The organism is Bradyrhizobium shewense (genome assembly GCF_900094605.1).
GTDB lineage: Bacteria > Pseudomonadota > Alphaproteobacteria > Rhizobiales > Xanthobacteraceae > Bradyrhizobium > Bradyrhizobium shewense.
Map to the genome: position 1 here is coordinate 1 of NZ_FMAI01000054.1, position 24,715 is coordinate 24,715.

A 24,715-nucleotide genomic window follows, 5' to 3' on the forward strand; every position below is an offset into this window, starting at 1 on the left:
ACGAGTTCGGCGTGAAGGCCTCCATCGTCACCAACAACCGCCGGGCTCCCGGGGGCCTGTTCGTGCTGCACGCCAGGGCGCTACCCGATAACCCGTACGACGGTCACACCCTGCGGGACGTCATTGACCGCACCGAGACACTCACCGGCTGTCCGATCGAGCGGGCCTATGTCGACAAGGGATACCGCGGCCACGACGCACAAAATCCGCGTCGCGTCTTCATCTCAGGCCAAAAGCGAGGCGTCTTCGGTGTCATCAAGCGCGAGCTGCGCCGCCGCTCCGCTATCGAGCCCATCATCGGACACATGAAAGCCGAAGGTCACCTCGGCCGCTGCCACCTCAACGGCCGCGCAGGAGACGCCGCCAATGTCGTCCTCTCAGCCGTGGGCCACAACTTCCGCCGCATCCTCGCTTGGCTCAGAGAACTCTTGTGCCTCATCCTGGTCCAGCTATGGCGCACGTTCGCACGCCCAGCCCAGCTCAATCCGGCTTCTTAACGGACGACTGATCAGGGTGTTGACTCGCCAACTCTCGAACATCGAGACCGCTTTCCGGACCTTCCCACCATTCCTTCATGGTCGCAGCAGCCAACGTGACCTCCGGCCGTTGCCGTCGGTCAGCCCCGGGCTCGGCCCGTCCATGGCGGCTGAGGAATCGCCGAGTTAGGGCGATGCGGGTCGCCAGACGCCCATCGCAATACGACGAGCTATGATGGCCGGACGCATGATGACGCTCAGGACCACTCGCTCGCGCGCCTGATTGTCCTTGGCGCTGCTCTGCGCGTCCTCAGGCATCAATCTCATCGGATAATACTTGAGGTCAATGCCTCCTGGAAGCTGGCGCGTCCCGAGTCACAAGTTCTTGCCCCCCTGATACTGAGCGATGACGAGCGCGCCGAACTGAAGTCTGACGATGGGATGGAAGACGGCACAGACACTGGCTCTGAGAGCCTGACCTGTGCTTGACGCCGAACTCGGCATTCAGCGTACCCCGCCCTGCCGAGCGCTTGCACCCCTATCAGGTTGATTTCCTTGTTGAACATCCAGCGCACGTCGTATTCGCGGAAGGCCGTGGCCTTCACCATCGCCTCGGATTAAGGCATAGGTGCAGCACGGATTTCGGCGTGGGGAGCACCGAGAGAATTTGTCAGAAACGAGGAAGTTGACTGCAGCCACTGCATTGCCACGGCATGCGCTGAACGAATGCCTCGATCGCGCGAGCGGACCTCGATTGAAAGTTACCGCAGGCGGGACAACAGAGATACCAATTCGGCTTGCCGTCTCGTCCCGGTCCGTAGAAAAACGGCTTTGAGATGATTACGCGCTGTCCCTGGAGAAATTTTCATATCAAGGGAAATTTCCTTAAGCGTCTTTCCTTCGACCAGCAGCGATCCGAGCCGGGCCTGAGAAGGCGTCAGTCCGAAGATCTCCATAACAGAATTCTGCGACACCTGGAGGGTTTCGTTGAGATCGGTGAGGAGAAGAAGGGCACCCACAGCCGGAAATAGGTCCTCGCCCTCCAATCCTTGCACAAAGGCATCAACGACGACCGGACGGCCTTGGCGTCTGGTGACGACAGTTTGCAAGGTAGTACGGCCCGCTTTACTCGATGCGAGACGAATCTGGTTGACCAGCCGATCCAATCTCATTCGTGATTGAAGGTCCGCCGCGAACAGACGCTTTCCCTTGATCGAAAGATCACCATCAAAAAGACTATAGGCGTCTTCGTTGACATCCAGCACCATGCCGTGACGATCGACTACAATCGCCGGCCGTTTCAGCAATCCAAGCGCACCAATCATCCTGCGCTGTTCCCACGAGTGATCCGCATTTCGCTCGGGCAAAATAAAACTCTCTTTGGAACGGCGCCCGTTTCCTCTTCAGTAGATCGTGCTTGCCGTCACTAAATAAAAACCAATAAACCCACGGATCAGCCGGCAACTTATAGCTGCGTGCTTCTACGTCGACAGTCCCATTTGGGATATGTGTCCCCTTAATCCCAGTCAGTTTCAGACTGCGTCCTCTGCGGCCGACTTTCGGTCTGGATCTGCTTGGTGCGTTTTCTTGTTCGATCCGCGCGCTTGTTCGGCGACATTTGTTTGCGTTCGATCCAGAAACGAAAGCTCAACATGTCACACGAAGAACAGCAAACTGATTGCAATTTCGTGTCTGCATACATCACGCAAGAGTCCCCGTTTCGCGCCGAATTTTATCTCGTCGGGCCCTGTTGTGCGGGAGTTTTGTCTGATTCTATGTCGTGTTTTGAATTCGGCATGTCGACAACGATAGGGAATCCGGCGGAGATTAGAGCATTGAGAGCAAAGGCATTTTTCGATGGATTGGCGATCAAGACCGGGCAAGCCTGTTTCAAGCACGCGGCCGAACCGGTTGCGGTGCGTACGAATGGCGGCAAACTTTTTCACTGATCATCGAAGGACTCCATAAGGAAGAAGCCGCGAAGGCAGCTTGGAGCCGCCGATTGTGTCTATGGCGCACCAGTTCGGTGCGTTACGTACTATCAAATCCAGCTGGCATCTCGATCCGGACATTGGCAACTCCCACGTCGTCAGCGAAGAGCCCAAAGGGGGCTCGGCACTATCGGTTGATCGAAGAAAACAGCCTATTGGCGCGCACGCTTGCAGATGATGGGAGCTCGGTTGCCACCTCTGGCCAGATATCGCCATGCGAAGATTCGGAAAGCGCATCACCCGAAGACGAGCGAGGGAAACGTCGCGAACATCGGGCAGACGGAGCTCGGCACTTGCGAGCCCGTTTCATAGCGTCAATGGGCGGTTGCGCCATTCAAGCGCTGTGATCAGGACGGTGACCTCGCCACAGCGCCCGAGTCTTCCTGACGTCGAGGCACGTTGTGCGTTGCAGCCCATGACGACACATTCGGCGTGCACTCATCAAGTCGATGAAGCCAAACGTCGTCTTGCCTTATCCGGCATCTCCTCCCCCTCCGCCACGACCGCCTCGAAGTCCTGGGATCACTTTTGCTCGACCGGTCAGCTTCCCGAAAGCTAGACCTACGATCCTGGGCAAGTGGAGATATCTCGGGGCTGATCTGCGACTGCAGCAAACGTAAACATCGTCAAACGGAGTTGCGAGATGGTTCGAATCCAAGACACGCTCGATACGGCAACGTTAGACTCCGCCAGCACATCAGCCGCCACCGGGCAAGATGAAACCATAGGTCAAGCGGCCTTTGATCAGCGCCTGGACGACAGACCGCAAGAGCAACAAGCTAGTGCAGGTCCTTCCGATCCCAGTGTATCGGAGGAGGTGGAGGATCGCCTTGATGCTGTCAAGCAGCAACCAGAGTTAAAGCTTGTTGTCATTTCGAACCGCATTGCACCCTTCGACCCCAATAAACCCCAGACCGGCGGGCTTGCCGCGGCCCTCGAGCCGGTGGTGGAACGTTCTGGGGCCGTTTGGATAGGCTCTTCGGAGACCCGCGGCGACGGGATCGAGCGGCCCCTGCCACTGGTGCCGACCGGTGCAGGCCACGTCGCGAGGCTCGATCTGCCGGCCGCAGACCATGCTGGCTACTATCGAGGTTATTCGAATTCAACGTTGTGGCCAGCATTGCACTCCTTGCCGGACCAGATGTCGGGCTCGGAAGAGGATTATGGCAGCTATCGAAGGATCAACGACTTCATCGCTCGCGCGGCTTTCGACGTACGAGATAGGGACGCATTCTGGGTTCATGATTATCATCTGCTCCCGCTTGGGGCCGAGCTGAAAGACCTGGGCGTTGAACGGCCAACCGGCTTTTTCCTCCATACGCCATGGCCGACGCCCGACGTGATAGAGTGCGTACCCAACCATCGCGAACTGATGAAATCGATGCTGAAGTACGATCTGCTCGGCTTTCAGACGAGCTGGGATGTAGACAATTTCCTGGCCTGCCTGCGAACCCATTTCGGGCTGGAGAGCAAGGATGGCGTTGTGACCACGGAACGTGGCCAGACGCGACTTCAAAAGTTCCCAATCGGTATCGATCCCGAGCAGTTCGCAGCGTATCTTGCGGCAGACCTCTCTCCCGCTGAGCAAGAAAAAGTCTCGTCATTATTGCAAAAATTTCAGGGCGCCAAGTTTGCCATCGGGGTAGACCGGCTCGACTACACGAAAGGCATCGATAAACGGGTCGAAGCCTTCAATGAGCTTTTAAAGAAGGAGCCGCAGAGCATCTCGCTGTTACAGATCGCGCCGCTCTCGCGCGCCGACGTCGACGAGTATCAGAACTACAAGGAGGACGTAGAGAATGCGATCAACCATGTCAATGACGATCATGGCACCGACAAGTGGAGGCCGATCCACTACACGAACGACTCGTTTAGCCAGGCTGCACTCGCGCGTCTCTACCGCGAGGCACATGTAGGTGTAGTCACGCCACTGCGCGACGGCATGAATCTGGTAGCGAAAGAATATGTTGCTGCCCAAGACCCGGAGGATCCCGGCGTTCTGGTACTATCGAAGTTTGCGGGGGCGGCTGAAGACTTCAACGAGGACGAGGCGCTGCTGGTGGATCCAAACGATCCCAAAGAAATCGCAGACGCTATTTCAAGAGCGGCCAACATGCCACTTGAGGAGCGTGTCAAGCGCTGGCGGTCGATGATGGACAAGATTGAATCCTATACCATCCACGACTGGTCGGCAGACTACGTCCGGGAGCTGGACAAAAACCATGTCACCGTTCCGGCTGATCAGTGTCTTAATATCGGTCGCGGCTGGACCAACGTGGCTCAGATGCCGCTGTACCGGAACCATGCCGAGGCGCTGGCCACCTACAACGAGATCGACCCCGCGGATGTCGCTCTGAAGGAGGCGGCCCGTGCAGACGAGAAGAAGGCCTATGAAGCGCTAGAGGCCCGACTGATGCACACACAGGGCAGACTCTGGGAGCTGCCGATAGCCACAGCTTCGCTCAGCGGTCGTCCAGAACAAGAGCCCGGTGCTGGATAGGATTAAGCAGGCGAGGAGCTCAGCACGGCAGATTACGCTGTTCTGCAGCCGCACAGAGGAACGAATAGAATCAGCGCTGGACGCGGGTCTTGCAGGTTGCGCAAGCGATGGGTGATGACCGGAAATGTTGGACGAGCTGCATCAAGGTATCACTGGAGTGATCCATAATGGAGCGGGCGGTCTGCAGCCAACGCGTTGTTCCGTACCCGTAAACGACGCTTATGCAAGTGGCGTCAGCATCAGCGAGCTTTTGGTCGTTCCGCGCCGGAAAAGGCTGCCCGTTGCAATGGAGGCCGCAAGCACCGTTAGCACAGAGCGGCTCGCACTCGCCTCGCGCCTGCCACGCTGCTCCGCTAGCAGCGGACATTCTCGATCGACATGCCCCTTTGTCCTTGGCGTGGTAAGCCCTCGATGAAGGACCACGGGCTCGTGTCGCCCGTTGCCGCCGGTAGGGTCAGGACTGCTTGAGCCTGACCTTACCGAACAAAAGAACAGCTGATGACAGCTTCGTTTCGTCATCTATCGAAAGATAGAACCTGACCCGGCTTGGACCCGTTTGGTTGGAGCCTCGACCTCAAGGCGCCATGCTACTAAGCGCCGTAGTCCTTGCTTCTGCCCTCATCGTCTTGAGTGCAATCCCCTGGGAAAGGCGCTGCTCTTTGTCATGATGACCCCCTCGACAAGTCTGCCAAATGAACTCGCTCGAAGAGATCTACACAGGCGCGGGCATCCGTTCTTGGCCGCTGAAACCGAAAAGACCGGTGCCATCTGACGCACTGTCGGGCCGACACGTTGTCAGTGTCTGCTTGGCAACCAGTGTTGGGAAGCGGACATCGTACTGCAGCGGGAGCGCTTGAAATTTGCGACTCTTCAGCCGGCACGCAGCTTGCAATGAACAGCCCGCGACATAGCGCAAGCCGCGCTATGTCATGCGCTTGCGTGCTTTCCGTCGCTTCTGCTTGACGCGACAGGCGTGCGAGCGCGGCCGCCGATCTCATCGGGAGGAAGTCCATGAACACACCGCCACTCTTCTCCGCGGTGTTGCCTTTGGCTGCCAGCGCCACGTCGAGGACGCTTTCACAGGAGCGAACGACCTTGGCGACGACGAATGATCCATTCCTCTGGCTCGAGGACACCGAAGGACAAGCCGCATTGGCTTGGGTTCGCGCCGAGAACGAGAAGACGCTCGGGGTGCTCCAGTCAGATCCTCGCTATCGGCACTTCTACGAACAAGCGCTCTCCATCCTGGAGGCCAAGGATCGGATCGCATATGTTTCATTGGAACGGCGCGGTTTGGAGAATTTCTGGCAAGACGAGAACCAGGCGCGCGGCATCTGGCGGCGCACCACGCTCGAGAGCTATCGTAGCCAAGATCCACAGTGGCAGACCATTCTCGACGTGGACGCATTGGCCATCGCCGAGAACAGAAATTGGGTCTTTCAAGGTGCCAGCTGCCTTCCGCCTGAAGAGCGCCTCTGTCTGATTAGTCTTTCCGATGGCGGCAAAGACGCCGCCTCCATACGAGAGTTCGACCGCGACGCTAAGGCGTTCGTCGCGGACGGCTTTTATCTGCCAGAGGGCAAGCAGCACGTCAGCTGGGTCGATGGTGACACACTCCTTGTTGCGCGGGACTGGGGCGAGGGGACTTTGACGCAAGCTGGATACCCCTTTGTCGTAAAGGAGCTCAAACGCGCTCACCCGCTCAGTGAGGCTCGCGAGATCTTTCGTGGCGAGCCCACCGACGTTCAGACGCGCCCCTTCGTGCTTCGTGACAGCGAGGGTCGTATTCATGTGACCGGCGCGACCCGCGTGATCAGCTCTTCCGAGTACGAGCATGTGGTCTTCCGCCCCGATGGCCCCGTCAAGCTCAATCTGCCGAAGAAGGCCGCGATGATAGGACTAGTCGGTGGTCGCCTGCTTGTGAAGCTTGACGAAGAATGGACTCCGTCCGGCGATATCAGCTTCGGCGCCGGATCGCTGATTTCGTATGACCTAGCCCAATGGAAGCAGGATCCGCTGCGCGCCAAAGCTTCGCTTGTCTTCCAACCTGGGTCCCGCCAGGCCCTGAGCGAGTTAGGGACCACAAAGAATTTGTTAATCCTGACGATCCTTGAGAACGTTCAGAGCAAAGCGTTCGTTTATAAGTACGATCAGGGAGCTTGGTCGGCGACGCCGATCCCGCTGCCTGAACATACCGATGTCAGCCTGTCAGCCGCCTCCGATGAAGCGGACCAGGCCATGTTCACCGTCTCGAGCTATCTCAGACCTACGTCAGTTTGGTATTTTGACGCCGAAAGCAAAAGCCTTGAGGAATTGAAGAAGACACCTTCCGCCTTCGATGCGTCCAACCATGTCGTGGAGCAGTTCGAAGCCACTTCGCGTGATGGCACGTCAATTCCCTACTTTCTGGTGCGACCGAAGAACGCAAGATTTGACGGCGCAATTCCGACACTTCTCTATGGCTATGGCGGCTTCCAAATTCCGCTTCTACCCTCTTATCTGGGACCCGTGGGGCGGCTATGGCTCGAGCAGGGCAATGCCTATGTCGTTGCGAATCTGCGCGGGGGCGGGGAGTTTGGCCCACAATGGCATCAAGCCGCCCAAGCGGCAACGAAGCAGACCACATGGGATGATTTCATTGCCGTTGCCGAGGACCTGATCCGCCGAAAGATCACAAGTCCGCGCTGGCTAGGCGCGATTGGCGGCAGCCAGGGCGGCCTGCTCGTTGGCGCCGCAATCACCCAACGTCCCGAACTCTTCAACGCGGCGATCATCCAGGTGCCGCTGTTTGACATGCTTCGATACACCAGCCTTGGCGCGGGCGCCTCCTGGATCGGCGAGTACGGTGACCCCGCCATCGCTGAGCAGCGTGCGTGGATCGAAGGCTACTCGCCCTACCAGAAGCTGGTGGCGGGCAAGACTTATCCCGTTCCCCTAATTCTTACCTCCACGAAGGACGACCGCGTGAATCCAGCGCACGGCCGCAAGGCTGCCGCGAAACTCGCCGCGCTGGGCAAGCCTTACTTCTATTACGAGAACATCGGCGGGGGACACAGCGCCGCGGCTAATCTCATGGAATATGCGCGTGAACTAGCCCTTGAATTCACCTATGCATCGAAGCGGCTTTGTTCTGAGTAAGTTCGGAGGACGGGCTGATCGAAGCCGATAAAATAGAGACCATTGGTTATGTCAACGCCTTCACGTTGCTCAGCTGAATTCATCGAACCCAAGGCGAGAGAGCTGACGAGCTGCCGGCGGGCACGATCAAGCTCGCCAGATGCGCAAGTTGCCGGTTTGAATCGCCTGCACGGGTGGCGAGCGGTCTTCCTCTTTCCAAACACAACAAGACGAGCGGGCGTGTTGCCAGATGCGCTTCCTTGAGGATCGTCTCGGCAGAAAGCTGTTCGTCGGACATGGCCCGGCGGTGCGGCGCGAACAGCTAAAGCGTAGCCCTGCGAGTCTCTTCGTGCTTGAGAAAGCTTGTCAGGTAGCTTCAATGCGGGCATGGCGCGATCCTGCTCCAGGCTGCGCGAAGAAGCTCACGGCCGCCCTGTTGTTCGACGTCCATCAAATCCATCCGCCATAACTCGGCTGCGGATCAGCGCGGCGTGTTCGAGGCTCTGCAGCTCTTCTGTAAGCCGCTAGCGTGCGACGAGTGAAGCGAAAGTCAAAACGTTATCCGGATCCTGAAGCCTTGAACCGAAATGTCGTCGCCTTAGGGCGCTTTCTGTCGTTTGCACAATGCGGCTGCAGCTAGAGCCACGCAAAAAAAAGCACGTGACCAGCGCAGCAACGCCGGGCGTCTCTTGCCGCCGGACTTGAAGGCCGGGAGACTCTTCGCTAGATCACAACGGTTCACTATGGAGATGCCGCCGTGGCAATGGGTATTGTTAAGTGGTTCAACTCGACCAAAGGTTATGGGTTCATCAGGCCGGAGGACGGAGGTCCCGATGTGTTCGTGCACATCAGTGCCGTCGAAAAGGCCGGTTACACCACCCTGGAAGAGGGGGCCCGGGTAAGTTATCAGTCCAAGGCCGGGCCTTCGGGCAAGATGTCAGCTGAGGATCTCCGGGTTGGCTGATCCGACTCGCCTCCGGCAACTGCTCTCTGCAAAGCGTGTTCTCGGACCTGTCCGGCGATGCCTTGTCACGGCACGCTGAACCGTTTGGCCTTCCGACCGTCTCTTCCAGCCATGAGGCTGTCTCGCAAACCGCATGATAGCCTTGATCTCCTGAAGCTGTCGACTGATCACTGCCGCCGGGGTTACAAGGGGGTGCCCAGCCCGGTCGCAGTGTGGGCGTGGCAAGATATTCCTGCCAGCAGGCCACGAACGTCCGAACCGTACGCTCGTGACCAACACGCCGGGAAGTGCACGCCGCGCGCATCGTCCCAGCTAACAATGCAAGGGCTGGTGCTCCCCTGTCCAGACATGATGCATGTAGCTCATGAAGGTGCTCGCACAACCGGGTTCGTCCGTATGGACCTACTGTCCGGCTGCGACGTTGATGCCGTGAGCCTTCGAGAGCCGGTGTAAACAAAAGCCGCATTGGCTTGATGCCGCGCGGCGAGCTGAAATCCCAGGTCGCCTACTTGATTAGCCTATATAGTTGAGGTCAACGGCGCCGTGGCAATCACGGGCGGAAGGGCCTCGCCCATTACGACGTTGAAGCTGCAGCAGTCCATCATGCCGCGAGGAATTGCCGCCTGTGTATGGCCGGCCATCGACGAAAATTCAGTGCTTGGCTCCCAAAGCAAGCAGAGGGGAAGCATATCGAAGGTGTGCAACTTCGTGCCGATCAAAGGTCCGCAATCGGCGCGTTCATAGAGAATCATGGTCTCACATGAGGAGCTGAATCCGCAGCGAAGGCTGTTTTGGAAGCCCTTGAAGGAGCCCGACGGTTGTTTTCGGCGCGAATGTCCTCGGCGAGCGCACAGCCCTCATCAAACAGTCCGGTATCTTCCCTCGCAATAGAAGCCGCTGGGAATGAAGGCATCGAATCCGGATGTACTGAGGCGGCTTGGCTGGCTCAGTTGCGGCATTGAATATTTCGCACGCTGCCCCGTCCATCTCCAGCACCTCACCAACGCTCCAGCTTTCTTTTGCGTACAGCAGATGCGCGCCTGCGGCCGTCAAACCTGTCAACGGCAGCCGTGCTCTTTAAGCATCCGGGTGCCGGACAGGTGCAATCGCGCGAGACATGAATCACGGGCAGCTCCGTCAAGAGTTGTCAACTATCAGCACCGTCAGTTGTCCTCGCGATGACTGCCATGCGACTGCTGTTCTTAGCAGCTTATATTGGAGGGTAACTGTATGCTTTCCGAGTTTGAAAACGAGTGCATTAACCGGGAAGTCGAGAGGCTCAAACTTCCCAACTCTCGGATCAAGCACTTCGCCCCGGCTAGCTACGCACAAGCCGGAGAAGACGTTATTCTGGAAGGAATTTTGGCCGCAAGACTCTGTCGAGGCCAAAGATCTTGGGAGAGCGTGTTCTATGTCGAGATCGGCGCCAATCACCCCATCTCCACCTCGAATACCTACCTTATGTATCAAAGAGGCGGACAAGGTGTTCTAGTCGAACCCAATCCTGAGTTGGGGGCGCTGATCCGGACAGTGCGCCCAAGAGACGTTCTCGTGCCGTCCGTTGTCTTGCCGGCTCCGCAGGCGTCTGCCACGCTCTTCATCGGAAACGCCCATGAGTTGTCTTCTTTGGATGAAGCACATATCAAAAGCTTCGGAGACTTCGACGGCCTCGGAGGTGTCCGAGAGCATATCAAGGTGAGCGCTGTCGGCATCAACGAGCTATTGGCCCCTTATGCAAACAAAATCGATTTCTTGTCGATCGATTGCGAAGGCCTGGATTACCATCTCGTTAAGGCCATCAACTATGAGCGCATCAAACCTGCTGTGATCCAGTGCGAGCCAAGTGAGCATTTTCACGATGGCAACACCGCTCGGATCATAAATCTGATGGAGAGCAGAGCGTATCGTCTTGCGGCAATGACTGACATAAACGTTATCTTCGAGAGATTGAACTGATGCAGTCGCCAGCCCTTGTGATCAAGGACTCACATGCAGGCCCGCGATCTCCTCGAGCGGTTGACCGGCCAGCATGATGAACTGCATAGCGCGAGCACTGGGAGGGCTGAGCAGGTATATCGGGCATTCCAGCCCACGATAGAGCTCCGCGTACTCCTCCTGGTTGAGTCAGCGCGGGCCCTGGACCTTGGGCGCGGTCAGAATTTCTAAACCGGATTACAAGGAATGCTGAAGCGGCGCGGGGATCTGTTGCGATAATCGTCGTCGAACTTCGCGCCCCAAGTGTAGGCGGCGATAAACGTAGCATCGCACTTGGCCGGCCATCGAGCGGGCGTCGCACTCGTAGAGCGGCCGGATGAGCTCGACGATCTCAGACTCGATGTCACGCGCGAGGTGGTCGCGACGAGCGTTGCAGCTATCTTGTTGAGGCCCTTCTGTGGCGCGGCGCGCAGAGTGAATGCTGATGCGCCGACCTCTGCGATTGGCGAAACCAACTGACTACATGGTTCGATAGGCTGTCTCGCGTTGGCTGTTCGGCGTCACGGCTAGGCGCTCAGTGCCAGCGACGCGCTACGCGGGAAGCAGGAGACTCCTCGATAGCGAGACCTGTCGCAAACCGCGCGCACCGTGTCCGAGGTGCGACGATGTGTGAAAATGCGAACAGGGGGCTTTGGGCGACTAGTTTGGGCGACCAAGTTGTAATTCAAAGAGTTCCTCCTTGGCACGACTAATGCTTAGGGTAGCCGGCGACGCGCCGGAGCCTGGCGCTTCTTTATCCAAAGCATGGAGCGGCAGAGAGATGACGTTGATCATGATCTCATTCCTTATACAGAAAGAACTGCATTGGAGCTTGCAGAAACTCGTGCCGCTCCATCGCCCGAACCATGCTGGTAACAATGCCGCGTCCAACCAGCCGCCCCACCGTGCTTTCGTTCCAAGAATCATAGCTCGAGTGCTGTCAATGCTGCCGACATCTTCATCTCCCTCGGTTGCTTGCCTTCTAGCGCTTGCCCTGACCTGCGCCTTCTTGACAGATGCCGTGTCAGCCGAGACTCCTTCGAACTCCGTGCCGCCCACCACGTTCACGCTTAACAATGGCCTGCAGGTGGTTGTGATCCCGGATCATCGCACACCCGTGGTGACGCAGATGATCTGGTACAAGGCGGGCTCCGCAGACGAGACGCCGGGCAAATCGGGGCTGGCCCATTTCCTCGAGCACCTGATGTTCAAGGGCACCGAAAAACACCCGGTCGGCGAATTCTCCGAGACGGTGCATCGCATCGGAGGCAACGAGAACGCCTCCACTTCCCTCGACTACACCAACTACTATCAGCGCGTGCCGCGCGAGCAGTTGCCGACCGTGATGGAGTTCGAGGCCGATCGCATGACCTCGCTTGTGCTCAGGGACGAGAACGTGCTGCCCGAGCGTGATGTGGTGCTCGAAGAACGCAACATGCGCGTTGCCAACAGTCCCGCAGCGCGGCTGAGCGAGCAAATTCAGCGGGCACTCTACCTCAATCACCCCTATGGACGGCCAGTGATTGGTTGGCGGCAAGAGATCGAAAAACTGGATCGCGAGGATGCGCTGGCTTTCTACCGCCGGTTCTATGCGCCGAACAACGCGATCCTGGTGATCGCCGGGGACGTCGACGTCGCCGACGTGCGCCCGCTGGTCGAGCGCAATTTCGGTCCGATCCCGGCACAGCCGGCGATCCCCGCGCAACGCATCCGTCCGCAGGAGCCTGAGCCGGCCGCCCCGCGCACCGTTACGCTTTCGGATCCGCGCGTCGAGCAGCCCAGCCTGCGCCGCCATTATGTGGTGCCCTCGGCGATGACCGCTGCAGCCGGCGAGGGCGCTGCGCTCCACGTGCTCGCACAACTCATGGGCGGGGATTGCAACTCTTATCTATACCGCGCGCTCGTCGTCGACAAACCGCTCGCGGTCTCGGCCAGCGCCATCTATCGGAGCATGTCGCTCGACTCGGGCGAGTTCTCGATTTCGGCCTCACCCAAGCAGGGTGTCAGCTTCGCGGACGTCGAGCAGGCGATTGATGACGTGATCGCAGACATCGTAAAGAACCCGATCCGCGCCGAGGATCTCGAGCGGGCCAAGACCCAGCTCATCGCCGGGGCAATCTACGCCCAAGACGATCAGGCGGTGCTGGCGAGCGTGTATGGCAGCGCGTTGACGATAGGCCTGTCCATCGAGCACATCCGCAGCTGGCCTGACCGCATCCGCGCCGTGACCGCCGAACAGGTGCGCGCCGCTGCGCAAAAGTGGCTCGAGAAGAAGCGCTCGGTCACGGGCTATCTGATCAAGGACGTCGCCACTGCCAAGCCCGAGGAGAAGCGTTCGTGATCTGTCCCTTCCTCCCCGTGCGCCGCATCGCGCTCTCCGTCATCACTGCCGTGACGCTCTCGTTGGCGTCCATCTCGCCGTCTCAGGCCGGGGCCAAGATCCAACATTTGACATCGCCCGGCGGCATCGAAGCCTGGTTCGTGCAGGACGCGACCGTGCCGCTGATCGTGATGGAGTATTCCTTTGCCGGTGGCGCGTCCCAGGATCCCAAAGACAAGCCCGGCGTCGCCAATCTCGTCGGCGCCCTCCTCGACGAAGGCTCGGGCGATCTCGATTCCAAGAGCTTCCACGAGCGACTCGACCGTCGCGCCATCAAGCTCTCCTTCAGTGCTAGCGGCGACAGGTTCCGCGGCAGCCTGCGCATGCTCCGCGACAACAAGGACGAGGCTTTCGACCTGTTGCGGATGGCGCTGACCTCGCCGCATTTCGACACCGCGGATGTCGAGCGCATCCGTTCCCGGGTCATATCCGGCCTGCAGCGCGACACCACCAATCCGGTCGCACTTGCCAGCCGCAAGTTCCGGGAGATCGCCTTCGGCGATCATCCCTATGGGCGGCCGACCAGCGGCACGCTGGAAAGCGTGCCGAACATCACGGTTGCCGACATGAAGGATTACGTCGGCCGCGTGCTAGCCAAGGATACGTTGAAGGTCGCGGTCGTCGGCGACGTCGACCCGGTAACGCTCGGCCAGCTGCTCGACAAGACGTTTGGCAGCCTGCCGGCCAAGGCGAACCTCACGCCGGTCGCCGAAGTCGAGCCAGTCGCGCCTCCGCAGAGCGCCTTCGTGCCGATCGACGTACCGCAGACCGTGATCACGTTCGGCGGCCCCGGCGTGAAGCGAGGCGATCCGAACTTCATGTCTGCCCGCGTCGTCAACCATATCCTGGGCGGCGGATCGTCCTCGCGGCTCTTTCGCGAGGTGCGCGAGAAGCGCGGGCTGGCGTATTCTGTGTTTGACGAGCTGATGTGGATGGAGCACTCGGCCGTCTTCATCGGCAATACCGGCACGCGGGCGGACCGCGCCGGCGACACGATCGACGCCGTCGAGAGGGAGGTGCGCCGCATAGCTGAGGAGGGACCAACGCAGAAGGAACTCGACGAGGCGAAGTCCTATCTCAAGGGCTCGCAGATGCTCGCTCTCGACTCCTCCTCCAAGCTCGCCCAAAGGCTGTTGCACTATCGGCTGGACAAGCTGCCGATCGATTATATCGAGAAGCGCAACGCCAGCATTGATGCCGTGACGATGGACGACGCCAAGCAGGCCGCCAAGCGGCTATGGGGTCAGGGCCTCCTCACCGTCGTCGTCGGCCGCGCACCCCAGGCGGCCGCGCAGCCCGCCGCAGCAACCGCGCCAAAGTCGGACTGAAGTGTCTTATTGCCAGCGGCGCTCGAAAAGAAGAGTTCGGCACCTCGCTAGTGCGGCGCAAAAGCGCAGACAATCGGTTTTTTTCTGCACAGAATCGCTTCCTGTGAGCTGGACTGCTTTTGCTCACAATGCTCATTTTGAACCGGGAGGGCCGCCGGCAGTACCGTCGGCGCTTCCTTCAAGGAGAAGTGGCTGGGGGTTGGACTGCCCTTTGTAGCAGCCAGCTCTCGGCGGACCGGGCTCATCTAGCGGGCCACACTGCGCGGGAGCGCGTCAAATGCGTGATTGGAAGAGCGAACTTGATGCGCTCGTTGCTGAAGCGATGGCCTTCGCCGGATCGGTGAAGGTGGAGATCGAGGGGCCTCGGCCTCAACTGAAAAAAGTCGCCGACCTGGATGGCCCAAGCGTACCCCACGATGGCAGCAGCGAACGCGATCAAATCAGGAAGCGGGTCGAGAGCTTCAAAGCGCATCAAGAACGACTCATGCGCGAGCGCGAGGAGTATGCCAATTCGCAGTTGCGCCGGATCAGACCGATCACCAAAGTTTAGAAGAGCTCCTTGAACTTTTCACGAGCGCCGGTCGGCAGACGGATTGCGATCAGCTATTTAGCATATCGCTTGCGGATGATATCCGGCGGCCGTAACGCGAAAAATCCCACGGCGCTCCCATCTGCGGCCAGGGCACCGAATAAGGCATTTTCCTGGTAATGTTGAATGGCGCACCACCGGATTATCGGACGTGACGAACGCCGTTCCCATCTCATTGCGAAGGAGTTTGAATGAAGGTCATAGACAACCGGAACGGTCCTTGAGGCAATCTTCAGCATCATGAGAACGGGTCCTTCATAGCTGATCGCTTTTTGATCGCGATAGACAGCCTTAAACACCTTGTCGGTCGTCTCGTTGAGGGCGTCTGCCTTAAGCAGCTCGCAAGGCCTGAAGCACCAGGAAATAGGACATGGCGAGGTGGTCGGATGACAACCGGGCGGGGACGCCCGATTATCGAGAAAGCAGCGGTTTATGACTTCTGCCGATGCGCCTCCGACTTTTCCGAGCGCATGTGTTCGATTGTGAGCTGGTTGCCATAAAGTCCGGCAAGCGGCGGAGCGATCGCGGTTCACACTATGCCGAAATCTCGACTTGGGCACCAACGCCCTGTCGGCCCGCGGCATCGCGCCGCAGAGCGGCATAAGCGTGAGGACGGTCGAGCGCTGGGCTGCCGCTGGTGGTGAGCCTGAGCACCAGAGGCCGCACGCACAATCAGTCCTCGTTGGTCCTTTCCAAGACTATCTAGAAAAGCGTTGGGACGAAGGTGAACGCCGCGGGGCGCAACTGTGGGCCGAAATCAGGCTAAAGGGTTTTGAAGGCAGCAAAGCGACCATCTACCGATGGACTGCTCTGCGAAAGCAAGGTTCGTCGGATGCTGCGCCAAATCTGGAGTGGCGATTGCCCTCGCGCCGCAACTGTGCACGGCTCCTAATGGGAGAGTCTACATTGTTCGATGGGCAATCGAAGCTGTTCCTTCACCATCTCCAGGAGGTTGCCCGGAGCTTTCGAACACCGCCAGGCTCGCCCGCCGTTTCGCGGCACTTAAACGGGGACAAGATGATGCGAGTCTCCAGCAATGGATTGAGGATGCTTCGGACAGCGAACTGGCTGCCCTTGCTGGAGCTGTCGCCAGGGACATTGCGGCTGTTCGGCGAGCGATCAAGCAACCCTGGAGTATCAGCCCCGTGGAAGGACATATTAACCGGCTCAAGACGATGAAGGGCCAATGTATGGTCGTTCGGGATTTGCACTGCTCAGAAATAGGGAGCTGGCACACCGAGTGACAGTGCGCGGTCGCCTAGGACGACCGCGAAGAGAAGAGCCGCACCAAATGTGCGGAAGACCCCAAAGGAAGGGGGGCACACGCCATCGCCCAATAGAAATCGGGCAAGTTCAACCGTTCTGCGTCCGTCGCGGACGCTAAGTGTACTGGTGGAGCCACGACAACGGTGCCTCGCAATTGCATCGGTATGTCGTTCGTGAGCACGGGCTTGCCATTTGGCGGCCCGCAAGCATCCGCCAGGTTGATGAGTGCCGCCATGAGCAGATCGCCGGGAAGGTTGCGGTGCGACATTCGCGCTCCACAGAAATGTGTCTGATCGTCAACGCTCCAAATGCCTGTCTCCGGTGTTTGATGGATTTTGATCAACGCGGAACGGGATTGCAGGCATCGGCCTCGGTATCACTGATCTGACAATTGTGACCTTCGGAAGAACTGAGCACAAAACGGGAGGATGACGACAGACACGCAATTGCGTGCGGGGCCGATCAATGTCCAGGCGGTGAGCCACGCTCCCTTGTTTGAACTTGATTTTGTCGACAGCTACGAGACTGCGTGTCTTGGAGCTCGGGCGGTGTTGTGCGTCTGCCCGGGCGTATCGTTCCCCTAATCGTCTATTGGTTAACTCGTAAACCGGAAGGCTGGTGAGCTGGAGGAGGTCCGCCATGAGTATTGAGCTTACGATAAACGAGAGGCCTTATATTGTCGACGTGGCGCCTGACACTCCGCTGCTGTGGGTCCTTCGCGATGTGATCGGACTGACGGGCACGAAATATGGGTGCGGAATTGCGCAGTGCGGCGCCTGCACGGTGCATGTGGGCAAAGATGCGGTGCGTTCGTGCATTACGGCCGTAGGTGACGTTGCGAAACCAGTCACCACAATCGAAGGATTGGATGCGGGCGGCAACCATCCTGTTCAGCGCGCATGGCGCGATGCGCACGTCCCGCAATGCGGGTATTGCCAGGCAGGGCAAATCATGCAGGCAGCGGCGCTCCTAGCTGAGACCAAGAACCCCTCTCATCAGCAAATCAGCGATGCGATGTCGGGAAATATTTGCCGCTGCGGCTGCTACCAACGGATTCAGTCAGCGGTGTGCATAGCCTCAAGGGGGGTGTAGCCATGAACATGCGTGCGCTGAGAACCTCATCCAGTCCCTGCGTGAGGCTTGAGAACGTTAGTCGCCGTCAATTCCTTCGCTCGACGGCAGCGGTGGCTGCATTTGCTATTGCTGCCGAAATTTCTAGCAGGGAGAGTTTCGCATACGAGACCGGCGGAGCTCAGATGCCGCATGGCATCGTGAACGATCCGCACGTCTTCGTATCAATCGATCCCTCCGGTATCGTTTCGATTACCGCGCACCGCTCCGAAATGGGCACAGGGATTCGGACGTCACTTCCGATGGTGGTGGCGGACGAGTTGAAAGCGGATTGGTCAAAGGTTCGCATCGTCCAGGCGCTGGGGGATGAGCCGCGATATGGAAATCAAAATACCGACGGCTCTCGCAGCATGCGTCACTTCTTCCAGCCGATGAGACAAGTCGGAGCGGCCATGCGCCAGATGCTGGAACAGGCGACGGCGACCCAGTGGGGCGTTTCGTTATCAGAGGTGCAAGCGACCAATCACGAGGTGATACATCGGCCGACAGGGCGCAAGTTCGGCTACGGTGAACTCGCCAGAGCCGCGATGGACTTGCCGACCCCGCCAGTAGAAAGCTTGAAGTTCAAGCCCGAGAATGCGTTTCGGTATATCGGCCACAGCAACATCCCAATTTATGACCTGTTCGACATTACTGTCGGGAAGGCGCAGTACGGATACGATATCCGGCTGCCCGGTATGAAATACGCCGTGATCGCTCGTCCTCCCGTTGTCGGCGGGAGGATAAGATCCTTCGACGCAACGGATGCCCTCAAAGTTCCCGGCGTCGAAAAGGTATTGGAGCTCAAGGTCAGCCGGGCGCCGCCTGCCGCATACTCACCTCTTGGAGGAATCGCGGTGGTGGCCACCAATACGTGGGCGGCCATAAAGGGTCGAGAAGCCCTGAAGCTTGACTGGGAAGATGGCGAAAATGGCGGTTATGATTCCGCCGGGTATCGACGACAGATGGCCGAACGCGCCAATAAGCCGGGTCGCGTCGAGCGCAATCAGGGAGACTTCGACAAGGCGTTCGCCGCCGCGTCGAAAGTGCTATCCGCCGAGTATTACGTGCCGCACCTTGCTCAAGCCGCGATGGAGCCGCTGGTCGCCACCGCGACCATTCGCAACGGCGAATGCGAGGTTTGGGCTCCCTTGCAGGATCCGTTCGGCGCACGCGAAGCATTCGCGAAACTGCTTGAGCTGCCGATCGAGAAGGTGAAAGTGAACGTCACTCTTCTTGGCGGCGGCTTTGGCCGGAAGTGTCAATCAGACTTCGCGCAGGAAGCCGTACTGCTCTCCAAGGCACTCGATGGCGCGGCTGTCAAGCTCGCCTGGACGCGGGAGGACGATCTCCATCATGGTTTCTATCATACGGTCACTTATTCGCGCTTGGACGCAGGCCTTGACCCGTCGGGAAAGGTGATCGCATGGCGGCATCGTTCGGTCGCGCCGACCTTGTTCGCGAATTTCAAGCCCGATCCAAAGCGCGAGCAATCAATTGAACTCGGTCTCGGGCTTGCAGATATCGCATTGGACGTCCCTAACGTGCGGGTTGAGACCGGCGAAGCGGCGGCCCTGACGCGAATTGGCTGGTTTCGGTCCGTTAACAACATACCTCATGCTTTTGCCGTCCAGTCTTTCATTGCAGAGCTGGCGCACGCCTTGGGAAGCGACCCCAAAGACTTCCTGCTCGAAATCATCGGCCCACCACGAAAGCTTGAGCTTGAAAAACTTGGGCTGACAGATCCGCTTTGGAATTACGGAGATCCGTATTCAACCTACCCAATCGATACCGGGCGTCTCGCCAATGTGGTGAGATTGGCGGCTTTGCGCGCGAACTGGGGACGATCTCTCTCCAAGGGGAGCGGGCTTGGAATTGCAGCACAACGGAGCTTCCTCTCATATGTGGCGACCGTCGTCGAGGTGAGCGTGGACGGCCAAGGAAAGCTGACCATCCCGCGTGTGGAAACCGCAATCGACTGCGGCTTTGCCGTCAACCCCGAGCGGATCCGGTCTCAGATAGAGGGGGCGGCCGTCATGGGGCTCAGCAATTTCATTGGCGAGATTTCGTTCGCGAAGGGCCGCGCCGAGCAGGGTAATTTCGATAATTATCCGGTGGCCCGCATCGACAATGCACCGACAAATGTGCGTGTTCACATTGTTCCGAATGGTTCTGACATTCCTGCGGGCGGTGTCGGAGAACCAGGAGTGCCGCCTTTTCTGCCGGCGCTCTGCAACGCGATCTTCGCCGCGACAGGCAAACGTATTCGTTCGCTTCCAGCGGGCGATCAGATCCGCGTCTAGAGACTCGACCAGAACCGACAAAACAATCGGGCCCAGAGGAGCGAAGGGATGTCCAAGGCAAATAGAACAAGAGGTGGAACTTGGGAGACCGTCAGCACGGTCGTGGGGCTTGGCCTGATGGCAGGCCTCTTGGCAAGTACGGCGGCTGCTTCCGATGAAACGACGGAAAAGCGTCTTCTCAACGCAACCCAGGAAACCAGCAACTGGCTGCATCATCACCGTGACTACACGGCACAGCGGTATTCACCCCTCAACCAGATCAATCGTAACACGGTCAAGGGCCTACACGTGGCCTGGACCATGGCGCTTGGCGGTATCGAGGGTGGCGGTATTTGGAGCCATGGCGGTCTCGAGGGCACGCCGATTGTCGAGAATGGATTCATGTATGTGACCGATGGGTGGGGATCTGTCTACAAAATCGATCTTCACGGCGGAAACGGAAGCCTGGTCTGGAAAATGGATCCAAAGACCGATCACGACTGGGCCGGCGCCATTGCTTGTTGCGGGGTTAACAATCGAGGCGCTGCGATATGGGGAGGTTTTGTCGTCTCTCACACCCTCGATGGACGATTGGTTGCGACCAACAAGGAGGATGGCAAAGTCGCTTGGGAGCGCAAGGTAGCCGATCCCGACAAAGGTGAAGTGATCACGGGCGCGCCGTTGATCGTCAACAACATGGCTATTACCGGCGTGGCGGGTGCCGAGTACGGCATCCGCGGCTGGATCGCTGCCACTGACTTGAAGTCCCAAAAGGAAATTTGGCGAACCTATACGATTCCGGGCAAGGGCGAGCCAGGTAACGAGACCTGGAAGGATGATCACGATGCTTGGAAGACTGGCGGAGGATCTACCTGGGTGACCGGGTCGTACGATCCTCAACTTCACCTGATCTACTGGGGCGTCGGAAATCCTGGGCCGGATTTTGATACTGAATACCGTCAGGGCGACAACCTCTATACCAACAGTACCCTTGCGCTGGACCCGGACACCGGGAAGGTCAAATGGCATTTTCAGCACACACCGAATGATCCGTTCGACTATGATAGCGTTGCAGAACGAGTGCTGGTTGATGTTCCATTCAAGGGCAAGGCGCACAAGATCGTACTTGAAGCCGATCGCAACGGCTTTGGTTACGCGCTCGACCGCACTGATGGCTCTTTCCTTTGGGCAACCCCGTTCGTGAAGAAGGTGACCTGGACCAGGGGCATCAACCCAGAGACCGGAAAACCGATCGAGTACGATCCCAGTAAGGCGGTGCAGACCTATGATCCCCAGGCAACGCTGAACCGGAAGAACACGCATGTCACCATCTGTCCCGGACATAACGGTGGCAAAAACTGGCCGCCCACCGCATACAACCCAGACTTGAAGACCTGGTACATCCCGGTCATCGAGAGCTGTGACGAGTTGGACAACAAGGCAACAAGCCCTGGCGATTGGAAGCCTCGTGAATTCTTCACAGGAGGCGGTCCAGTCGTGAAGATGCCGATCACGGGAAGCGTAACCGCCGTTGACGCGACCACAGGTCAGGTCACAGGCAAGTATGAGACCAAGTATCCAATGCTCGGCGGGTTACTTGCAACGCCCGAATTGGTGTTCGCTGGCCATCCGTCCGGAGAGCTCTACGCTCTGGATGCGAAGACTCTGAACAAGGTATGGGAATTCAATACGGGTGGCGGCGTCAACGCTCCCCCCATGACGTTCTCGGTCGACGGAAACCAATATATTGCGATCCTCGTCGGACTGGGCGGCGCCTGGGACAAGTGGAACCTCGATTCCACAAAAGGCCTGGAGAAGGTCCCGCCGGGCTCCATGCTCTACGTTTTCAAGCTGTGATCCGCAGCGCGGCGAAGTGGGCGCAAGTATGCTCGTCGCACTTCGTAAGAAGGTTAAGAGGGAAGAATGAAATTGAAGGTACGCCGGAACGAGCCGGCAAGCTGCGCGCTTCGCCTTAGCGTTACCGGCTTAATCGTGGGTGGTGGCTTGGCTGTTCTCGCGACAGGAGACTCCGCTTCCGGCGAAGGCGGCACGCCTGTACCGGGGCAGGTTATTAACGGCGCGCACCGCCCGCAGGATGAAGGGCAGCGCATCTACGAAAAGGCAAATTGCGTAGGCTGCCACAAATGGCATGGCGATGGGGGCGGGGGTTATGGAGGCGCAGCGCTCTCGTTGCGAGCTACGCAGCTCACGCGCGATGAAATCGTTGAGGTTGTCCATTGCGGGCGGCCGGGAACGGGAATGCCACGTTTTGATCGCGAGGCGTACAAAGACTACCGATGCTATTCGGGCCTCACGGCTCAGGATCTGGGCAGGGACCTGCCTCCGGATGCAGCTACATTTCTCCGGGCAAGCGAGATCGAAAAGGTCGCCGACTATGTTCTGAAGCATATCAAGGGCAAGGGTCAGACGAGCTATCAAGACTGCACTGACTTCTTCGGAGAGGGCTCGAGAGCTTGTGACGTCTACAAGACAATCTCGGGTCGTCACTCCCAAGCAACTGGCACGGAAGATAAGCAATGATTCGTCGGCTGTTGATGTGGGCGCTGCCGCTGTTTCCTGTCTTGGCCCTTGGCCCTAATGCCGACGCACGCCAAGCGGCAGACTTGCGCGACCTGAGTCTTGGGATGTCGATCGCTAACATCTCAGCGGAGGAGTATGTCGGCCTTGCTTGTGCCGACGAGGAAGGAGCCAAGCTGGCGGCCTGGAGCGAATTTCGAATGTGTCCAGCTGATGAAATGGGCTTGCGAGCTATTTCCTTTCGTTTCAACAACGAAATCAATCCGCTTGCGGCTGTGAACGACAAGTATGAGGGTACCAAGCTCGGGGGCCATCCCGTTCTTCTGACGGGGCTCGTCGACAGGAGCGGAGTGTTGAAACGCATTCGGATCGACACGGATCCGAACGCACGCCCGTTCTGGCATAAGAAAGCACATCTGTTGGCGCTCATAGTTAGAGCTCGATATGGCGACGACGGATGGATTTGCCGAGACACGGAGCGCCACGAGGGAGAAACTTCGGTGGGCGGTTTGCTTATCAAGGAGCGCTGCGAAAAGCGCTCAGAGCGCCGTCGGTTGGTTCTATATCGGGAAGTTTACCGTCGTGCCGGTCAGCCTCTGTCGGACGTTGTCAACGCGACCCATTTCATCATCGATCAAGCGATGGACCGATGAACGAGCGGTGCGAGGGACTAGCTCACGACATCTCCCGGCATTCTGCGCTGCCTCTGTCAGACCAAGACTGTTGCGGTGGAATGGCGACCGCCGCCGGTCATTATCCCAGCCTGCTATGATGAGCCAATAGGCGCGCGGCTTATCTGGTGCACGCGCTTTATCCTGCTTGATCGAACCCGCTGGCAGACCGGCCTCGTCTGCTTCCTCCCTCGACTTAAGCCGCTGTTGGACAGGTCCAGCAGCGGCCTTTTTCTTTCGCGCCAGTGCCGGAGACGCGACAAGCGAACCTTCAGCTGGCCGAAAGCTCGAGCGGGCGCGTCAAATGCCTGCCTGCAGTGTTTGATGTATTTTGATCGACACGGAACGGGATTGCGAGCTCTGGCTTCGGCTTACTGCTTTGACCTGATGATCTTCTGCACGTAAGGACCGTTGCCGTCGAAAGTGTAGGCGATCTTCACCCCGGCCGCCATACTTACATGGTCGTATGAAATCTTTAGGACAGCCTCGTGTCAGTTGCCCTTCGCACGTCAATCCAGCTTCGCAGCGTTGCTGAACAATGCGGCCTTTCGCTGACTGATGAAGATGTCGCTTCATTTTCGCGGCCTGATGAAGATCTCGATCGGGGCCTATAACCTCATCGGGCGATGCCCCGACGAATTGCCGCTGGTCAAATATCCGCGCCCGCCAGGCTATCCGCCATCGGCGGAGGTGAACCCGCGCAATGCCTGGTACCGCAAGACCAAAATTCAGGGCGCGACAGGTGGAAAGCTGAAAGGCAAGACGGTTGCGCTGAAAGACAATATCTTACTGGCCGGGGTGCCGATGATGAACGGCTCGGCGACGCTCGAAGGCTATGTCCCCGATTTCGACGCCACCATCGTCGCACGCATGCTCGACGCCGGGCAGAGATCGTCGGAAGGACTCATTGCGAGTCGTTCTGCCTCTTCGGCGGTAGCCACACCAATGCAACCGGCGCGGTGCACAATCTACACAAGATGGGCTATTCTGCTGGCGGCTCTTCCTCGGGAAGCGGAGTTGTGGTCGCCCTCGGCGAGGTTGACATGGAATTGGTCGCGACCAAGGCGGTTCGATCCGCACGCCATCCTCGTTCTGCGGCACCTACGGTATGAAGCCGATCTGGGGTCTCCTTCTCTATACGGGAAACATGCCTATCGAGAGTTTTATCGATCACACCGGACCGATGACTGCGCGTTCCAGACGATGGTGATCACCAATTCCAGGCCATCGTGATCACTCATTCCAGGGCATCGTGATCACCGTTTCCAGGGGATCGTGATCACCAATTCCACGGGATCGTGATCGCTATCTCCAGCGGATCGTGATCGGGGACAGCGAGCCGGACACCACTGACAGTCTGCAACCCAGGTAGCCTGGTCTTTTGCCCGATAGCAGAGGATCGAGATGCCGACAGAGAGACTGTCCATGCGCCAAATTCGCGAAGTTTTACGCCTGCACTACAGCGTCGGCATGTCGCAGCGCGTTGTTGCCCGCAGCCTCGGCCTGGCCCAGGGCACGGTCAACAAGTA

General features: G+C 58.5%; 17 protein-coding genes and 1 pseudogene. 15 read left to right on the forward strand and 3 right to left on the reverse strand.

All coding sequences use genetic code 11. The features are described 5' to 3' along the window. On the forward strand, nt 1-497 hold a 497-nt coding region (locus GA0061098_RS41420; protein ID WP_488226175.1), incomplete at its 5' end, for a transposase. Nucleotides 498-1,237: 740 nt separating this feature from the next. On the opposite strand, the gene GA0061098_RS41430 is transcribed toward GA0061098_RS41420, so the two are convergent. After that, a complete protein-coding gene (locus GA0061098_RS41430; protein ID WP_091967525.1) occupies nt 1,238-1,801 on the reverse strand; it encodes a helix-turn-helix transcriptional regulator in 564 nt (187 codons plus the stop codon). Nucleotides 1,802-2,053: 252 nt separating this feature from the next. On the opposite strand from GA0061098_RS41430, the gene GA0061098_RS44450 reads away from it, so the two are divergent. The 3 genes from GA0061098_RS44450 (at nt 2,054) to GA0061098_RS41440 (ending at nt 8,105) form a co-directional block, all read left to right on the forward strand. Beyond that, on the forward strand, nt 2,054-2,425 hold the full coding sequence (locus GA0061098_RS44450) for a hypothetical protein (protein ID WP_129591092.1): 372 nt from the start codon (nt 2,054-2,056) through the stop codon (nt 2,423-2,425). Between the two features lie 685 nt (nt 2,426-3,110). After that, on the forward strand, nt 3,111-4,967 hold the full coding sequence (locus GA0061098_RS41435; protein ID WP_165637950.1) for an alpha,alpha-trehalose-phosphate synthase (UDP-forming): 1,857 nt from the start codon (nt 3,111-3,113) through the stop codon (nt 4,965-4,967). 1,011 nt (nt 4,968-5,978) lie between these two features. Continuing rightward, complete coding sequence (locus GA0061098_RS41440) at nt 5,979-8,105, forward strand: prolyl oligopeptidase family serine peptidase (protein WP_091967528.1); 2,127 nt, start codon at nt 5,979-5,981, stop codon at nt 8,103-8,105. A 79-nt stretch (nt 8,106-8,184) separates the two neighbouring features. On the opposite strand, the gene GA0061098_RS44455 is transcribed toward GA0061098_RS41440, so the two are convergent. After that, entirely contained in the window at nt 8,185-8,382 is a 198-nt protein-coding gene (locus tag GA0061098_RS44455; RefSeq protein WP_129591093.1) for a hypothetical protein, read from the reverse strand. Between the two features lie 459 nt (nt 8,383-8,841). Between GA0061098_RS44455 and GA0061098_RS41445 the strand changes: the two genes are divergently transcribed. Together GA0061098_RS41445 and GA0061098_RS41455 are read left to right on the forward strand one after the other, a co-directional pair. After that, nucleotides 8,842-9,048, forward strand: a complete 207-nt coding sequence (locus GA0061098_RS41445) for a cold-shock protein (protein ID WP_091967530.1) — start codon at nt 8,842-8,844, stop codon at nt 9,046-9,048. 1,230 nt (nt 9,049-10,278) lie between these two features. Further along, nucleotides 10,279-11,004, forward strand: a complete 726-nt coding sequence (locus tag GA0061098_RS41455; protein WP_091967534.1) for an FkbM family methyltransferase — start codon at nt 10,279-10,281, stop codon at nt 11,002-11,004. A 678-nt stretch (nt 11,005-11,682) separates the two neighbouring features. Here GA0061098_RS41455 and GA0061098_RS47155 read toward each other — a convergent pair. Continuing rightward, a complete protein-coding gene (locus GA0061098_RS47155; RefSeq protein ID WP_283808044.1) occupies nt 11,683-11,817 on the reverse strand; it encodes a hypothetical protein in 135 nt (44 codons plus the stop codon). Nucleotides 11,818-11,965: 148 nt separating this feature from the next. Here GA0061098_RS47155 and GA0061098_RS41460 point away from each other — a divergent pair, with 148 nt between their 5' ends. The 9 genes and pseudogenes from GA0061098_RS41460 to GA0061098_RS41500 form a co-directional block, all read left to right on the forward strand. Next, entirely contained in the window at nt 11,966-13,363 is a 1,398-nt protein-coding gene (locus tag GA0061098_RS41460) for a M16 family metallopeptidase (protein ID WP_091967536.1), read from the forward strand. Further along, nucleotides 13,360-14,730: a M16 family metallopeptidase gene (locus GA0061098_RS41465; RefSeq protein ID WP_165637951.1), complete on the forward strand. Its 1,371-nt coding sequence runs from the start codon at nt 13,360-13,362 to the stop codon at nt 14,728-14,730. Before GA0061098_RS41460 ends, GA0061098_RS41465 begins: the two co-directional genes overlap by 4 nt. A gap of 277 nt (nt 14,731-15,007) precedes the next feature. Further along, nucleotides 15,008-15,280 (forward strand): hypothetical protein, encoded by a 273-nt coding sequence (locus GA0061098_RS41470; protein WP_091967540.1) that lies wholly within the window; start codon nt 15,008-15,010, stop codon nt 15,278-15,280. Nucleotides 15,281-17,224: 1,944 nt separating this feature from the next. Further along, on the forward strand, nt 17,225-17,677 hold the full coding sequence (locus GA0061098_RS41475; protein ID WP_091967548.1) for a (2Fe-2S)-binding protein: 453 nt from the start codon (nt 17,225-17,227) through the stop codon (nt 17,675-17,677). A 2-nt stretch (nt 17,678-17,679) separates the two neighbouring features. Next, nucleotides 17,680-19,998 carry a xanthine dehydrogenase family protein molybdopterin-binding subunit gene (locus GA0061098_RS41480; protein ID WP_091967550.1) on the forward strand — a complete coding sequence of 773 codons (2,319 nt, stop codon included), beginning with the start codon at nt 17,680-17,682 and terminating at the stop codon, nt 19,996-19,998. Between the two features lie 48 nt (nt 19,999-20,046). Then, entirely contained in the window at nt 20,047-21,834 is a 1,788-nt protein-coding gene (locus GA0061098_RS41485; protein WP_347337565.1) for a PQQ-dependent dehydrogenase, methanol/ethanol family, read from the forward strand. Nucleotides 21,835-21,900: 66 nt separating this feature from the next. After that, nucleotides 21,901-22,518: a c-type cytochrome gene (locus GA0061098_RS41490; RefSeq protein ID WP_208610744.1), complete on the forward strand. Its 618-nt coding sequence runs from the start codon at nt 21,901-21,903 to the stop codon at nt 22,516-22,518. Next, nucleotides 22,515-23,168 carry a hypothetical protein gene (locus GA0061098_RS41495; protein WP_091967543.1) on the forward strand — a complete coding sequence of 218 codons (654 nt, stop codon included), beginning with the start codon at nt 22,515-22,517 and terminating at the stop codon, nt 23,166-23,168. The genes GA0061098_RS41490 and GA0061098_RS41495 overlap by 4 nt, the downstream gene beginning before the upstream one ends. 506 nt (nt 23,169-23,674) lie before the next feature. After that, nucleotides 23,675-24,378 (forward strand): annotated as a pseudogene (locus GA0061098_RS41500) (amidase family protein); the annotation flags it as partial. Between the last annotated feature and the right edge of the window lie 337 nt (nt 24,379-24,715).